The organism is Kitasatospora sp. YST-16 (assembly GCF_026802215.1).
GTDB lineage: Bacteria > Actinomycetota > Actinomycetes > Streptomycetales > Streptomycetaceae > Kitasatospora > Kitasatospora cineracea.
Genome location: NZ_CP113837.1, coordinates 5,212,978 through 5,228,055, shown reverse-complemented (window position 1 = coordinate 5,228,055; position 15,078 = coordinate 5,212,978). Strand labels below are relative to the sequence as shown.

The window sequence follows — 15,078 nt, the reverse complement described above, 5'->3', positions numbered from 1 at the left end:
ATCCGCCCTGACCTGCGCGGACGCGGCTCCGGATCGGCCGGGTCGGGCGGTCGGTTCATAGGGAATTGAGAACTTCCGGTGCCACCGTGGCCCGGGTACCACCGAAGGAGGGCCCGATGACCGCACTGTCCACCCCCACCCGGGCCGCCCGGCGAGCCGCCCCGGGCCGGGCCCGGCACCCGGACGCCGTCCGGCACGGCGCCGCCGCCCTGATCGTGCTCGGCGCGCTCGGCGTGCTCGGCCTGTGGTGGGCCGACACCCCGCGGGTGGCCGGGGCCGCGGACTGGCTCACCGGCGCGGCCCGGATCACCGGCCTGCTGGCCGGCTACGCCGCGCCCGTCCTGCTGCTGCTGATGGCCCGCGTCCCGCTGCTGGAGCGCGAGGTGGGCGCGGACCGGCTGGCCCGCTGGCACGCGTACGGCGGTCGCTACCTGGTCTCGCTGGTCACCGTGCACGTGCTGACCGTGGTCTGGGGCTACGCGCTGACCGACGGGCGGGGCCTGTGGGGCCAGACCGTCGAGATCGTGTTCCACTTCCCCGACATGCTGAAGGCCACCGCCGCCACCCTGCTGCTGCTCGGCACCGGCGCGGTCTCCGCCCGGGCCGCCCGCCGCCGGCTGGGCTACGAGACCTGGTACTACCTGCACCTGGCCACCTACCTGGCCGTCGCGCTCGGCTTCGCCCACCAGCTGACCAACGGCGCCGACCTGGTCGACGGGCCCGCCAAGGCCGGCTGGTACCTGCTGTACTTCGGCACCGCCGCCGTCCTGGGCCGGTACCGGCTGCTCGCCCCGTACCTGCGCGACCGGCGGCACCGGCTGGAGGTCGCCGAGGTCCGCGCCGAGGGCCCCGGCGTGGTCTCGGTCTTCCTGACCGGCCGCCACCTGGGCGAGCTGCGGGCCGAGCCCGGGCAGTTCTTCCGGCTCCAGTTCCTCACCCCGCAGCTGCGCTGGGCCGCCAACCCGTACTCGCTCTCCGCTCCCCCGCACCCGCGCTTCCTGCGCTTCACCGTCAAGGGCCTGGGCTCCCACAGCGCGGCGATCGCCGCGCTCGCCCCCGGCACGAAGGTCCGGGCCGAGGGCCCCTACGGGGCGTTCACCGCGCGGCGGCGGCACGGCGGCGGGCCGGTGCTGCTGCTCGGCGCGGGCGTCGGCGTCACCCCGCTGCGCGCGCTGTTCGAGACCCTGCCCGGCCGGCTCACCCTGGTGCAGCGGGCCCGCCGCCCGGAGGACGTGCTGTTCCGCCGCGAACTGGCCGCCGTCGCCGAGCAGCGCGGCGGCCGGGTGCACGAGCTGCTCGGCAGCCGGGCCCAGGTCGGCGACCTGGGCGCGGCGCTGCGCCGGCTGGTCCCCGACCTGGCCCGGCACGAGGTCTACCTGTGCGGGCCCGAGGAGTTCACCGCCGACGCGGTCCGCGCGCTGCGCGCCGCCGGGGTCCGGGCCGCCCGCATCCACCACGAGTCCTTCGCCCTCTAGGAGCACCCGCCACCATGCGACGCGCCGTCATCACCGCCTCCGCGACCGCCGCCGGGGTCGTCCTGCTGCTCTCCCTCAAGCCCCACGACCCGTCCACCGCCCCGGCCATCTCCTCGGCCGGCGCGGGCTCCGCCCGGAACACCACCCAGGACACCGGCCAGGGCAGCGGCGCCGGGGCCGCTGACGGCGGGGCCGCCGGCAGCGGGGCCACGCAGACCGTCACCGGCAGCGCGGTCAACACCCGGTACGGGCCGGTGCAGGTCAAGGTCACCATGGCCGGGGGGAGGATCAGCAAGATCGACGTGGTCCAGTACCCTACCCGGGACCGCCGTGACCAGGAGATCAACAGCTCCGCCATCCCGCAGCTCAACCAGGAGGCGCTCGCCGCCCAGAGCGCGGACATCGACGTGGTCTCCGGCGCGACGTACACCAGCGACGGCTACACCCGCTCGCTGCAGAGCGCGCTCGACCAGGTGCAGAAGTGACCGTCCGCCACGTCGAGCACGTGATGGGGACGGTGTTCTCGTTCGCCGTCCGCGATCCCGGGCCCGCGACCGGGGCGGCGATCGGGCGGATCGTCGAGCGGCTGCACCGGATCGACGCGGTGTTCTCGACGTACCGGCCGGACAGCGCGGTCAGCCGGCTCGGCCGCGGGGAGATCACCCCGGAGCAGGCCGGCCCCGAGGTGCAGTGGGTGCTGGAGCGGTGCGCGGAGCTGGGCGCGGAGACCGGCGGCCACTTCACCGCGCGGCCCGGCGGGCGGCTCGACCCCAGCGGCTACGTCAAGGGCTGGGCGGTCGAGGAGGCGTCCCGGGCGCTGCGCGCGGCCGGCTCCGTCCAGCACTGCGTGAGCGGCGGCGGCGACGTGCAGACCGCGGGCGGGCCCTGGCGGATCGGGATCGCCGACCCGCACCGGGCGGGCGCGGTCGCCCGCGTCGTCACCGGCCACGACCTGGCGGTCGCCACCTCCGGCACCGCCGAGCGCGGCCCGCACATCCTCGACCCGCACACCGGCCGCCCGGTGACCTCGCTGGCCTCGCTGACCCTGGTCGGCCCGGGCCTGGCCCGCGTCGACGCCCTGGCCACCGCCGCGTTCGCCATGGGCGCCCCGGCGGCCCTCCCTGGCTCGCCGCCCGGGGCGTCCCGGCGCTGGCGGTCCACCCGGACGGCCGCCGGGAGGCGACGGCCGACTGGGCGTGGCCCGGCCCGGTGGCCTGACGGGAGGTCACCGGCCGCATGCCTGACGGATCGTCAGCGACCGGCGGCCAGGGCGTAGCTGGTGGCGATGACCGGGCTGGTGAAGGTGTTGGTGGCGTCGGCCGGGGAGGGGTGGTAGGAGCCCCACTTGAGGTAGTTGCGGGTGCCGTCCCAGGTGGTGCCGGTGTAGGTGCCGGAGCCGGTGGTGAAGGTCTGCTTGGCGCCGTCGAACCAGAAGTCGACGGTGCCGTCGGTGCGGCCGAGGCGGAGCTTGAGGGTGAAGGTGTGCCACTGGTCGTCGGCGGTGGGGGCGCTCCAGAGCGGGTGGGCGACGTGCTGGGTGTCCCAGTCCTGGAGGCGGATCCGGCCGTCGGCGATGTCGATCTCGACCGGGTGGTTGGCGGTGCCGGTGCTGGGCGAGCACTTGAGCTGGAAGACGTAGCGGCTCTCGGCGTCCCCGATCCGCACCCGGGAGGACCAGCCGACGTAGACGGTGTCGCCCTCGTGGAGGTCGGGGCCCAGGGTCTCGCAGCGCTCCTCGCCGGCGGCCTGCCGGGCGCGCCAGACCTTGCCCCTGGCCGGGTCCTGGACGGTGCCGAAGTTGCCGGACTTGCACTGGACGCCGGCGAAGGAGGCGGCGCCCTTGGCGGTGTCGGCGGCCCAGATCACCTTCCCGGCGGCGGCGGGGGCGGCAGCGGTAGCAGCGGGGACGGTGCCGGACAGGACCGCAGCGGCGAGGCCGAGGGCGAGGGTCGCGGCGCGGGCGGGGCGGAACGCACGGGCGGGGCGGAACATCGGCACTCCTGAGGGTGGGAGGGGCGTCTTCGCTCCGGCTGATGTTCCGTCACCGCCCGGCCGGCCGCCACCCCGCCTCACCCCGCCTCGCCCCGCCCCGCACGAATGCGGCGGCGGCCGCCGGACCGCCGACGCTGGTCGGGGTCCGGCGGCCGCCGCCGTCCGGGTACGGGGCCCGGGGTTACTTCTTCTTGCTGCCCGGGATCATGCAGAGGCCCGCGATCACCGCGAAGGCGACGATCGGCAGGGCGACGAACAGGCCCAGGGTCGCACCGACGCTCAGGCCGGTGCCGGGGTCGTCGCCGTCGTCCCGCGCGAGCGCCATCGCGGGCGACGACATGACCATCATCAGCGTGGCCGCCGCGGTGACCGCACCGGCGCGCATTGCGTTCCTCTTGTCCACGTTTCCCAAGGTACCGGCCCCCTACACCGCTCCGCCCGGCGGGGTGCGCCTGTCGGCGTGTCCCGGCGGGAGGGCGTTCAGCGGGGCGAGGGTGGCGGCGATGCCGGCGGTGCCGGGGGCGGCGGCGAGGGCGTCCAGGGTGCGGGGGGTGCCGGCGGCGTCGGCGACCGGCAGGCGCCAGTTCGGGTACTGGTCCCAGGTGCCGGGGAGGTTCTGCGGGCGGGGGTCGCCGACGGTGTCGGGCAGCCAGACGCCGACCAGCTTGGCGGGGGTGGCCAGCAGGTAGGCGTAGAGCGCCTCGGGGGTGGCCGGCTCGCCCTCGGCGAGCAGCCCGATCCGGACCAGTTCGCGCTGCCAGTCGGCGAGTTCGGCGGCGGCGGCCTGCTGCTCCTCGGCCAGCGGGCGGGCCAGCAGGCCGAGGTGGTGGCGGAGTTCGACGTGCTCGCCGGTGAGCCGGGCGGCGGTGGAGGGCAGGTCGTGGGTGGTGAGGGTGGCCAGGCAGCCGGGGCGCCAGCGCTCGGGGGGCAGCACGGCGCCGCCGGCCTGCCAGTCCCGTTCGAACCAGAGCACCGAGGTGCCCAGCACGCCGTGCTCGGCGAGCCGTTCGCGCACGCCGGGCTCGACGGTGCCGAGGTCCTCGCCGATCACGGCGGTGCCGGCCCGGTGCGCCTCCAGGGCGAGGACGGCGAGCATCGCCTCGGCGTCGTAGCGGACGTAGGTGCCCTCGGTGGGGCGGGCCCCCTCGGGCACCCACCAGAGCCGGAACAGGCCCATCACGTGGTCGATCCGGATCGCGCCGGCGTGCCGGGCGGAGGCCCGGATCAGCTCGGCGAACGGGGCGTAGCCGGCCTCGGCCAGCGCGTCCGGCCGCCACGGGGGCAGGCCCCAGTCCTGGCCGTGGGCGTTGAACGCGTCCGGCGGGGCGCCGGTGGAGATGCCGGCCGCCAGCACGTCCTGCAGCGCCCAGGCGTCGGCGCCGTCGGGGTGGACGCCGACCGCGAGGTCGTGGATCAGGCCGATCGGCATGCCGGCGTCGGTGGCGGCGCGCTGGGCGGCCCGCAGTTGCTCGTCGACCAGCCAGGCCAGCCAGCGGTGGAACTCCACCCGGTCCTTCAACTCGGCCTTGGCGGCCGCCACTTGGGGGTTGGCGGGGTGGCGCAGGCCCTTCGGCCAGGAGTGCCAGCCGGCGCCGTGCTCCTCGGCCAGCGCGTTCCACACCGCGTACCGCTCCAGCCACTCGCCCCCGCGCCGGACGAACGCCCGGTACGCGGCCTCCCGGCCGACGCCGCGCGGCACGGTGTGCAGCAGTTCGAGGGCCTGGCGCTTGAGCGACCAGACCGAGTCGCGGTCGATCAGTCCGTCGTGCTCCAGCACCTCCTCGCGCAGCAGCCGGGCCCGGCGGGCCAGGTCGCGGGCCTCCTCGTGCCGGGCGTACTCGGGGAGCGCCTCGACCCGCAGGTGCACCGGGTCGGCGAAGCGGCGCGAGGACGGACGGTAGGGGGACGGGTCGGAGGGGGCGCCGGGCAGGCCCGCGTGCAGCGGGTTGATCTGCAGGAAGCCCGCGCCGAGTTCGGCCCCGGCCCACTGGGCGAGCTCGGCCAGGTCGGCCAGGTCGCCCATGCCCCAGGACTGTTCGCTCAGCACCGAGTACAGCTGGGCCAGGAAGCCCCAGTGGCGGCCGGCCGGTTCGGGGATCCGGGGCGGGGCGACGACCAGCGCGGACCGGGCGGTGCGGCCGTCCGCCCGGACCGCCAGGACGTGCCGGCCCGGCGGCAGGTCGGCGGGCAGCCAGTGCGCGTGCTCGTCCGTCAACTCCCAGGCGTCGCCGCCCTGTTCGAGCTCGATCCGGACGTCCGCGCCGGCCGGCAGGTCGAGCGCGGTGCGGCGGCCCTGCCAGGCGACCACGGTGGGCGGCAGCAGGCGGGCGGCGCTCTGCGCGCGGTGCCGCTCCAGGGCCGCGGCGGCCAGCTCCGGCGTCCCGGCGTCGATCCCGAGCGCGGCCAGCACGGCGGTCAGCGTCCGCGCCCCGACCTGCACCGGGCCGGCGCCCGCGTCGTAGTGGGTGTCCACCCCGTACGCGTGCGCGAGCGCCGTCAACTCCGGCGGGGCGGGCGGGTTGTCCTCCGCCGGCACCTGCTCGGACCCGGCCTGCTCGCGGTCAAGGTATGCGGCCACCCAGCGCACTCCGTCCTCGGGGTCTCCCCCACGCCACCGATGTCGACAGCCACAGTCCTACCCGGGCCGCTCCCCGCCGACCCCGACCGACACGGCCCGCCGCCCGCACCGGTCGGGTGAACCGTCCGGCGGCGCCTTGCCGGGCGCTCCCGGAAGGAGGAGGTCAAGGGATGTACCGGGCGATAACGGACATAGCTGCCAAGGGCGTTGACAGGGACGCGGGGAGCTGGTGGGGTGGGCGGGCCGGGTGGCCCCGGGGGGCTGGGGCCGGGTCGGCGGGGGGCCGGTGAGCTGGGCGTTTCGGGCGAGGAGGCTCCGGTGCAGGCGCGGGTTTCGGTGGCGGCCGGACGGCGGCTGCGGCAGCGGTTGGAACAGAGCGCGGCACTGCGCGAGGTCCTGCACCACCCGGCGGCGCTGGCGGCCCGCCGGACGGCGGCGCGGACGGCCCGGCAGCTGGCGCCGCGGGCCGCGGACCGGTTCATCGCGGACGTCAAGGGCACCGAACCGCTGCTGGCCTCGGTGCGCGCCGAGCGCCGCGCGGGCCGGCGGGGCAGCGCGCTGCGGGTCGCGGCGACGCTGTCGGCGGCCGCGGTGGTCGGCGGGCTGCTGCTCCCCGCGCCGGGCTTCGCCGTCGAGGCGGGCCTGCGGTCCGGGCCGGGCAGCGCGGTGCCGGACGTCGCGGACCGCTCGGAGACCGTCACCGAGGCGCCGCTGCCGCTGGGTTCGCTGACCGACCCCCGGGTGTTCCCGCGCCCGCAGCAGTTGCGGACGGGCGGCGGCGCGGTGTCGGTGCCCCGGCAGGTGGCGCTGGTGCTGGCGGACTCCGCGGACGGCCCGGCGGTGGACGCGGTGCGCGCGCTGCTGGCCCGGGCGGGCGCGACGGACGTGCGGAGCGTGCCGGAGGCCCCCGCGGTCCCGGCCGCCGGTTCGCTGGTGGTGTACCTGGGCGGCCCGTACGAGGGCGCGGGCGGGGCGACCGACCGGGTGCTGCGGGATCTCGCGGTGGCGAACGGGCTGAAGGACACCGAGGTGCCGCAGCTGGCGGGCCTGCCCGCGGGCGGCTACCTGCTGGCGTCCGGCCGGCTGACCGCGCCGGGCGGCTCGTACGGCGCGGTGGTGCTGGCGGGCGTCGACGGCGCGGGCACCTACTACGCGGCGCAGAGCCTGGCGCAGCTGCTGGCCCCGGTCGCCCCCGGGCAGGGGCAGGGCGGCGAGGGCGACAAGGGCTTCCCCGGGGTGCTGCTGCGGGACTGGCCGAGCGGCGCGGCGGTGCGCGGCACCGCGGAGTCGTTCTACGGGGCGCCGTGGAGCGCCGCGCAGCGGCTGGCGGTGGTGGACTTCCTGGGCCGCACCAAGCAGAACTACTTCCTGTACGCGCCGGGCGGCGACCCGTACCGGGCGCAGCGCTGGCGGGAGGCGTACCCGGCCGCGCGGGCGGCCGAGCTGTCCGAGCTGACCGCCCGGGCCCGGGCCGCGCACGTCACGGTGGCGTACTCGATCGCCCCCGGGCAGTCGTTCTGCTTCTCCTCCGGCAAGGACGTCGACGCGCTGGTCGCCAAGCTCGACGGGCTGCGCCGGCTGGGCATGCGGGCCTTCCAGTTGGACTTCCTGAACGTGTCCTACGACGAGTGGCACTGCGGCGCGGACCGGCGGAAGTTCGGCACCGGGCCGGTGGCCGCCGCCAAGGCGCAGAGCGCGCTGACCGCGGCGGTGCAGGAGCGGCTGGTGGCCCGGCACCCGGACCTGGCGCCGCTGTCGGTGGTGCCGACCGAGTACCTGAAGCAGGGGTCCACCCCGTACCGGGCGGCGCTGGCGGCCGGGCTGCCGGCCGGGGTGCAGGTGGCCTGGAGCGGCGGCTCGGCGATCCCCCAGCAGGTGACGGACGATCAGATCGCCGCCACCGCCGGGCTGTTCGGGCGTCCGCTGATGACGATGGACAACTACCCGGTGAACGACTCGGCGCCGGACCGGCTGTTCCTGGGCGGCTACGACGGGCGCGACCCCGAGGTGGCGCGGCGCTCGGCGGTGCTGCTGACCTCGGCGATGAGCCAGCCGGTGGCGTCCCGGATCCCGCTGGCGACCGCCGCCGACTTCGGCTGGCAGCCGGACGGCTACCGCGCCGACCAGTCGCTGGCCGCGGCGCTGCGGCTGCTGACCGCCGGGCCCGCGCAGCAGGCCGCGGCGGCGGCGCTGGCCGGCAACAGCGCCTCCTCGCCGCTGGGCGGCCAGGAGTCGGCGTACCTGGCGCCGCTGGTGGAGCGGTTCTGGGCGGCCGCCGAGCCGGCCTCGGGCGCGTCGGCCGACGCGGCGAAGCTGCAGGCGGCCGCGCAGCTGCTGCGCGAGGCGTTCACCGTGATGGCGGACGCGCCGAAGGCCCTGGCGGGCGACCCGCTGGCGCAGGACGCGGCGCCGTGGCTGGCCCGGCTGGCGGCGTACGGCGCGGCGGGCCGGGCGGCGGTGGACATGCTGCTGGCGCAGCACGGCGGCGACGGCGCGGCGGCCTGGCAGGCCCGGCTGGAGCTGGGCCGGCAGCGCGGGGTGCTGGAGCAGAACCCGGTGACGGTCGGCAAGGGCGTGCTGGACGCGTTCCTGGACCGGGCGGCGAAGTCCGCGGACACCTGGTCGGGCATCACCGCCGGGGCGTCCCCGACCACCACCCTGGGCACCGCGCACGACCACGGCCCGGCGCTGATGGCGGACGGCTCCGGGCAGACCTTCTACTGGTCGTCCGCGCCGCCGCAGGTCGGCGACAGCTTCGGCCTGGACCTGGGCACCCCGAAGCCGCTGGGCTCGGTGACGGTGCTGATGGGCTCCTGGGGCGACGACCCGGACGCCGCCTCGGCGGCCGACGACTACCTGCACGACGGGGTGCTGGAGTACTGGAGCGGCTCGGGCGGCTGGCAGCAGCTGGCGGCCGTGCACGGGCAGCGGACGGTCACCGCGAACGCCCCGGTGGGCGCGGTGGCCAAGGCGGTCCGGCTGCGGGCCACCGGCGGGCAGCAGACCGCCGTCGCGGTGCGGGAGTTCACCACGGCCGCGCCGGACGCGGTGGACACCGCGGTGTCCGGCCCGCCGGCCGCGCCGGGCTCCTCGCCGGACGCGGTGCTCTCCGGCGACCCGGACTCCGCGTTCCGGGCGGCCGCGCCGCCCGCCGCGGGCGACGCCCCGCTGACGGTGGAGCTGGGCTCGGCCCGGCCGCTGGACCGGCTGACCGTGCTGACCGACCCGACGGTGCGGGCCGAGGCGACCGCGCAGGTCCGCCGCCCGGACGGCAGTTGGGCGGACCTGGGCCCGGTGCGGCCCGGCTACAACGAGCTGCGGGCCGACGGCGGGCCGGTGGAGGCGCTGCGGCTGGTGTGGCAGCCGGGCGGCGAGGCCCCGGTGGTCAACCAGGTGATCCCGTGGTGGGCGGACGTCCCGGCGGCCCGGCTGACGCTGGCCGAGCCGACCCTGGACGTGGTGGCGGGCGCGGCCGCGCCGGCCCAGGCCCGGGCCACCGTGGAGTCCGGCCGGCCGGACGCGCTGACCGGTGCGCTGACCGCCGAGGTCCCGGCGGTGGCCAAGGGGCTGACGGTGGCTCCGGCCCCGGCGGTGACGGTGCCGCGCGGCGGCCGGGCGGGCGCGCCGCTGCTGGTGACGGCGGCCGCGGACACCCCGTCGGGCAGCTACCGGGTGCCGGTGGTGTTCACCGCGGGCGCGCTGACCGTCCGCCAGGAGCTGCTGGTGCACGTCGTCCCGCCGACCGGCGGGCCGGACCTGGCCCGGGCGGCGACCGCCTCGTCCTCGGGCGACGACAGCGCGAAGGCCCCGGCGGCGGCGGTCGCCGACGGCGATCCGAAGACCTCCTGGAACTCCCCCGCCGAGGACGACGCCTGGGTGCAGCTGCGGCTGCCGCAGCCAGCCCGGCTGGGTGCGGCGGTGCTGCACTGGGGCGCGGCGTACGCGTCCGCGTACCGGCTGGAGACCTCGGTGGACGGCGTGGTGTGGACCACCGTCGCGGAGGTCGGCAACGGGCAGGGCGGCACCGAGACGGTCCGCTTCGACGCGCCGGGCGCCCAGTACCTGCGGGTGCAGGGCGTGGGCCGGGCCACCCGCTACGGGTACGCGCTGTCCGGGGTGGAGCTGTACGGCGTGCAGGCGCCGTAGGACGCGCGGCGGGCCGCCGACGCTCCCGTTGCGGGGGCGGCGGCGGCCCATGAGGCGTACCGGTTGTCGTGTCGGGCAGGCCCTTGTCTGTTCAGGCGGAGAGCGGGGCGTGCTGCTCGCCGCGGCGGATCGGTCGGGTGCGGACGGGGGCGGGCAGGACCGTCTCCGGATGGTCGTGGTGCTCGAAGTCCCGGAACTGGTCGAGGCCGCCGTACGGCTCCAGGTAGGGCCGCCAGCGCGGGTCCTTGATCCCGGTGCCGATGACCCGCCAGGCCAGGCCGCTGGGCGCGGCCGGGGGGCGCTTCATCCGCCAGCCGAGGTCGGCGAGGTGCATGTCGGCCTTGGTGTGGTTGCAGCGGCGGCAGGCCGCCACCACGTTGTCCCACCGGTGCTGGCCGCCCCGGCTGCGCGGGATGACGTGGTCGACGCTGGTGGCGGCGGCCCCGCAGTACACGCACCGACCGTGGTCGCGGGCGAACAGCGCCCGCCTGGTCAGCGGTACGGGGCCGCGGTAGGGGACCCGCACGAAACGGGTCAGTTTGACGACGGACGGTGCCTGGACGGCACCGGTGGCGCTGTGCAGTGTGGTGCCCGCATCCTCCAGGGCGATCGCCTTGTGGTTGAGGACGAGGATGAGGGCGCGTCGCATCGAGACGACACCGAGCGGCTCGTACGACGCGTTGAGGACAAGGACATGCGGCACGGGGCCTCCTTGGACGCCTGCGGCGCGTGGCTCGCGCCGAGTCGAGCGGGGCGATCGTGGCCCGTGCGGGACGCGATCTCCCTCAGTGTCGCCTTACGCCGTCGTACGACGCCACCATTTCTCCGTGAACGGCCCGCGCGCGTGCGGTGAGCCACCGCGCGTTCCGCCATAGCCGGTATGCCCAGCTCGCGGCCCTCCTGCACGTACCGTGCGGGCGGCGCTGCGGTGCGTGGCCGGGACGGCTCCGGGGGCCTCCGAGCGGGTGAACGGGCTCGCTAGAGTGGGGCGATGCTCGCCGATTCCGCTGCCGACAGCACCAGCACCCCGACGTTCACGCTGCCCACCAGCGCCGCCGATGTGACCGACACCACCCGGCAGGCGGCCGGCTGGCTCGACGACAACTGGCAGGGCTGGGTGGTCGACGGGCTGCGGATCGTGCTGATCCTCGGGCTGGCCCTGGTGCTGCGGGCCGTGGTCCGCAAGGTGATCGACAAGCTGGTGTCCCGGATGGGCCGCCCGGCGGAGGCCGTCAGCGACCACGGGGTGCTCGGCGGGCTGCTCGCCAACAGCGGCGTGGTCAACACCGAGCGGCGCCAGCAGCGTTCCGAGGCGATCGGCTCGGTGCTGCGCTCGGTGGCCTCCTTCACCATCCTCGGCACCGCCTCGCTGATGGCGCTGTCGGTGCTCGGCGTCGACCTGGCCCCGCTGCTGGCCTCGGCCGGGGTGGCCGGCGTGGCGATCGGCTTCGGCGCCCGCAACCTGGTCACCGACTTCCTGTCCGGCGTCTTCATGATCATGGAGGACCAGTACGGCGTCGGCGACGAGATCGACACCGGCGTCGCCACCGGCACCGTCCTGGAGGTCGGCCTGCGGGTCACCAAGCTGCGCGGCTCGGCCGGCGAGATCTGGTACATCCGCAACGGCGAGGTCAAGCGGATCGCCAACATGAGCCAGGGCTGGAGCACCGCCACCGTCGACGTGCAGGTCGGCTACAAGGAGGACCTGGAGCGGATCGAGGCGCTGGTCACCGAGGCCGCCGAGCAGCTGTCCAAGGAGAGCCCGTACGACGAGCTGATCTGGGGCCGGGTCAAGGTGCTGGGCGTGGAGTCGGTCGCGGTGGACTCGGTGCAGCTGCGGATCGAGGCCCGCTGCACGCCCGGCAAGGCCGCGCAGGTCTCGCGCGCGCTGCGGCTGCGGCTGAAGGCCGCCTTCGACCTGGCGGGCGTCAAGCTCAAGGAGGAGGCCGCCGCGACCGTCCCGGCCCAGGCCGCCGCCCCCGAGGTGCTGCCGCCGTCCGCGCTCGCCGACCCCAACTCGGCCCGCTCGCTGGCCGCCAAGCCGATACCCACCCAGAACTGACGCCCGCACGCAGCCGACGGGGCCCCGGGGGACGCTTCCCCGGGGCCCCGTCGCCGTCGGATCAGCTGCTGCGGCGCCTCCTCGCCACGATCACCAGGCCGGTGCCGAGCACCAGCAGCAGCGCGCCGCCGCCAGCGCGAACGGGACGGCCCCGTCCAGGCCGGTGCTGGCGAGGCTGCCGGAGGGCGCCGGGCGGGCCTGCGGCGGTGCGGGCGCGACCGGGGTCGGCGTGGGGGTCGGGGTGGGCTCAGGTGTTCCGGTCGGGGTCGGGGTGGGCGTCGGGCTCGGGCTGGGTTGCGGGGCGAGGGTGTTGACGGCGGTGGTGGTGAGGCCGGCGTCCAGGTGCGCGTCGTCCAGCACGAGCGGTCCGAGGACCGGCTGTTCGGGGGCCTGGTAGCCCTTGGGCGGGCTGACCTCCTGCCAGTAGTAGGTGCCCAGGTCGGCCTGCTCGGTGCAGGTGCCGTCCTCGCCGGTGGTGCACGGGTCGCCGACCTTGGCGTCGGGCTTCGCCCCGTCGGTCTGCAGGCCGTCGGTGCCGTTGGACTCGCGCCACAGCTGGAAGACCGCACCGGGCAGCGGCTTGCCGTCCTGGTCGTGCTTGACCAGGCGCAGCGCGCCCTGCTGGCGGCTGAACCCGAAGTCGAAGCTGTGGTCGTCCTGGCCGGGGCCGCCGGTGGTCAGGGCCTGTTCCGCGTACTGGCCGCGGGCGTCGGCCTTGGCCGGGGTCCAGTGGTGCAGCGGGCCGCCCTCGGCGTAGTCGGCGGGGTTGTCGAGGCGGACGGTGTAGCCGGTCCTCGGCTTGAGGCCGCCGGTGACGTTGGTGTCGTCGAAGTAGTACTCGCCGCGGGCGGTGGTCTTGGTGGTGCCGACCAGCTTGCCGTCCGCGTCGTACAGGTGGACGGTCGCGCCCGGTACCGGCTGCTGCTGCGGGAGTTGCTGCCCGGAGCGCTCGGGGTCGTACCAGACCCGGTTGCCGATCTGCAGCGGGGCGCGGTCGCAGAGCACTTCGAGGTCGCCGATCGAGGCGCCCTTGCCGAAGGTGGCGGGGTGGGCCTTGTCGTTGAGGCGCAGGCCGAAGCCGGGGTCGACGGTGCCGTCGCGGCGGGTGAACATCGGGCCGTAGCCGTAGGTGGTGTTGTCCGGGTCGACGCCCGCGGTGGCGATGGAGTCCTCGACCCGGGACAGCGCCAGGCCCGCGTAGGCGGCGTTCGGGTGGTAGGTGGTGACCCGGTGCACGTCGAAGAACTTGCCGCCGCGGGTGGTGATCCCGCAGCCCTCGTTCGCGTCCAGCACGTACGTCGCGCCGGACTTGCACGCCTTGCCGAGGTCGCCGCCCGCCCAGACCGGGGCGGTCAGGTTGGCGCCGGAGATGCGGTCGGCGAGCCGGTCGCGGAAGGCCAGCAGCATCGAGCCGTCGGTCTCGAAGCCGATCTCGCCGAGTTCCGGTTCGGGCTCGGCGAAGCCCTTGCCCGCGCACGGGCGGCCCTGGCCGTCGACCGGCCAGCCGTCGGTCCACGGGAACCAGCCCGCGCCCTGGCAGACCGGGTCGGTGGCCCACGGGGTGGCGCGCTGGCGCGGGTAGTCGAGCGGCTGGTCGAGCACGGCCGCCTTGAAGGCGCCGGTGGCCGGGTCGAAGGGCAGCACGACGGCCCGCAGGTCGGTGATCTTCCCGGTGGACTGGCCGGAGCAGACGCCGCCGACGTAGCCGACCCCGTCCTGCATGCCCAGCCCGTACGGGCGCCAGTCGTCGGCCGACGGGCAGCCGGCGGCGGGGATGGCGTACACGGCCTTGGGCGCGGACGCGGTCGGCGCGGTGGCGTCGTACCGGTACAGCCTGCGGTCGTGCAGGTTGACCACGTACAGGTCGCGGCCGTCCTCGGTCAGCTTCAGCCCGCCCAGGCTTTCCTTGCCGGGGGCGGCGAGGAAGCTGCCGTCGTCGCCGTCGTGCGCGGTCGTCCCGGCGTTCGGGACGGTGGCGAACAGGGCGGTGGTCTTCTTCGCCGGGTCGGTGACGTAGATCGCGCCCGGGCCGCCGGGGCCGTAGCGGGTGCCGGCCTTGGCCAGCGCGGAGCTGAACAGCCGCTGGTCGTCGCGGTTCCAGGCCAGGCCGAAGACCGTGCCGGTGTCCGTCGCGGTGGACAGGTCGGTGACCTGCGCGGCGCCGCCGTTCGAGGTGCGGGCCTGGTAGGGGAAGCTCACCAGGGTCCGCCCGCCCGCGGGTTCGGTGGAGGCGGGCTGGCAGGCGGTGGCCAGCGGGGCGTTGCGCTGGCAGTAGTCGGACGGGTTCCACAGGCCGGTGGTGAGCACCGCCTGCTTGCCCGCGGACAGGTCGACGAACTCCTCGTTGCTGCTCAGCTTGTCCGGCGCCCCGGCCAGGCCCTCGCGAGCCGCGAACGCCGGGTACAGCACGCCCGGCTGCGGATTCACCACGTCGACGCGGTACTTGCCGCTCGCGGTGTCCTTGGCGGGCTTGAGGGTCACCGTGCCGTCGGCCGCCGTGACACCGGTGCGCACCCCGCCGTCCTCGCCGGTCAACGTCACCGTCACCCCGGCCAGGCCCGGCTCCAGCGCCGGACTCCACGTCCCGCTCTCGTCCACCGCCCGCACCACCCGCACCGTCACCGACCCGTCCGCCGAGGCCGGGAAGGCGGTGGGTGCGGCGGCCGTCGCGCCGGCCACCAGGCCGACCGCGAGTATGCCCGCCAGCGCGGCGGGGCGCCGGTACTGCTCTCTGATCACTCGCACGTTCCTCCTTCAAGGACCGCCCTCCGCTCCCCCCGGAGCGCGTCGGTCGCTGGGAGGCTACCGGCCCCGGCGGCGCCTCG

The 15,078-nt window shown here is 76.3% G+C and carries 10 protein-coding genes; 5 read left to right on the top strand and 5 right to left on the bottom strand.

The genetic code is table 11. The features are described from left to right. Positions 1 to 116 precede the first annotated feature (116 nt). The 3 genes from OU787_RS23735 to OU787_RS23725 are packed head-to-tail and all read left to right on the top strand — an operon-like array spanning position 117 to position 2,751. Entirely contained in the window at positions 117 to 1,475 is a 1,359-nt protein-coding gene (locus OU787_RS23735) for a ferredoxin reductase family protein (protein WP_030459701.1), read from the top strand. Positions 1,476 to 1,489: 14 nt separating this feature from the next. Then, positions 1,490 to 1,960: an FMN-binding protein gene (locus OU787_RS23730; protein WP_030459702.1), complete on the top strand. Its 471-nt coding sequence runs from the start codon at positions 1,490 to 1,492 to the stop codon at positions 1,958 to 1,960. After that, positions 1,957 to 2,751, top strand: coding sequence for an FAD:protein FMN transferase (locus OU787_RS23725; RefSeq protein ID WP_327059417.1), 795 nt, complete (start codon positions 1,957 to 1,959; stop codon positions 2,749 to 2,751). The genes OU787_RS23730 and OU787_RS23725 overlap by 4 nt, the downstream gene beginning before the upstream one ends. Here the strand turns inward: OU787_RS23725 and OU787_RS23720 are convergent. From OU787_RS23720 to malQ, 3 genes are all read right to left on the bottom strand, one after another. Continuing rightward, positions 2,727 to 3,467, bottom strand: a complete 741-nt coding sequence (locus tag OU787_RS23720) for a heparin lyase I family protein (protein WP_030459704.1) — start codon at positions 3,465 to 3,467, stop codon at positions 2,727 to 2,729. The genes OU787_RS23725 and OU787_RS23720 overlap by 25 nt on opposite strands. A gap of 181 nt (positions 3,468 to 3,648) precedes the next feature. Next, on the bottom strand, positions 3,649 to 3,870 hold the full coding sequence (psbW, locus tag OU787_RS23715; protein ID WP_081966877.1) for a photosystem II reaction center protein PsbW: 222 nt from the start codon (positions 3,868 to 3,870) through the stop codon (positions 3,649 to 3,651). A 21-nt stretch (positions 3,871 to 3,891) separates the two neighbouring features. Then, positions 3,892 to 6,003, bottom strand: coding sequence for a 4-alpha-glucanotransferase (malQ, locus tag OU787_RS23710; RefSeq protein ID WP_051816850.1), 2,112 nt, complete (start codon positions 6,001 to 6,003; stop codon positions 3,892 to 3,894). Between the two features lie 360 nt (positions 6,004 to 6,363). Here malQ and OU787_RS23705 point away from each other — a divergent pair, with 360 nt between their 5' ends. Further along, a complete protein-coding gene (locus tag OU787_RS23705) occupies positions 6,364 to 10,191 on the top strand; it encodes a beta-N-acetylglucosaminidase domain-containing protein (RefSeq protein WP_268660470.1) in 3,828 nt (1,275 codons plus the stop codon). Positions 10,192 to 10,282: 91 nt separating this feature from the next. Here OU787_RS23705 and OU787_RS23700 read toward each other — a convergent pair whose 3' ends face one another. Then, on the bottom strand, positions 10,283 to 10,894 hold the full coding sequence (locus tag OU787_RS23700; RefSeq protein ID WP_030459708.1) for an HNH endonuclease: 612 nt from the start codon (positions 10,892 to 10,894) through the stop codon (positions 10,283 to 10,285). Between the two features lie 288 nt (positions 10,895 to 11,182). Between OU787_RS23700 and OU787_RS23695 the strand changes: the two genes are divergently transcribed. Beyond that, entirely contained in the window at positions 11,183 to 12,253 is a 1,071-nt protein-coding gene (locus OU787_RS23695) for a mechanosensitive ion channel family protein (RefSeq protein WP_030459709.1), read from the top strand. Between the two features lie 90 nt (positions 12,254 to 12,343). Here OU787_RS23695 and OU787_RS23690 read toward each other — a convergent pair whose 3' ends face one another. Continuing rightward, entirely contained in the window at positions 12,344 to 14,998 is a 2,655-nt protein-coding gene (locus OU787_RS23690; protein WP_268660469.1) for an SdrD B-like domain-containing protein, read from the bottom strand. Between the last annotated feature and the right edge of the window lie 80 nt (positions 14,999 to 15,078).

Excerpts from the sequence above, each read along its gene's own strand:
- OU787_RS23695 (WP_030459709.1), top strand. The coding sequence starts at position 11,183 with ATGCTCGCCGATTCCGCTGCCGACAGCACCAGCACCCCGACGTTCACG.
- OU787_RS23730 (WP_030459702.1), top strand. The coding sequence starts at position 1,490 with ATGCGACGCGCCGTCATCACCGCCTCCGCGACCGCCGCCGGGGTCGTC.
- OU787_RS23735 (WP_030459701.1), top strand. The coding sequence starts at position 117 with ATGACCGCACTGTCCACCCCCACCCGGGCCGCCCGGCGAGCCGCCCCG.
- OU787_RS23720 (WP_030459704.1), bottom strand. The coding sequence starts at position 3,467 with ATGTTCCGCCCCGCCCGTGCGTTCCGCCCCGCCCGCGCCGCGACCCTC.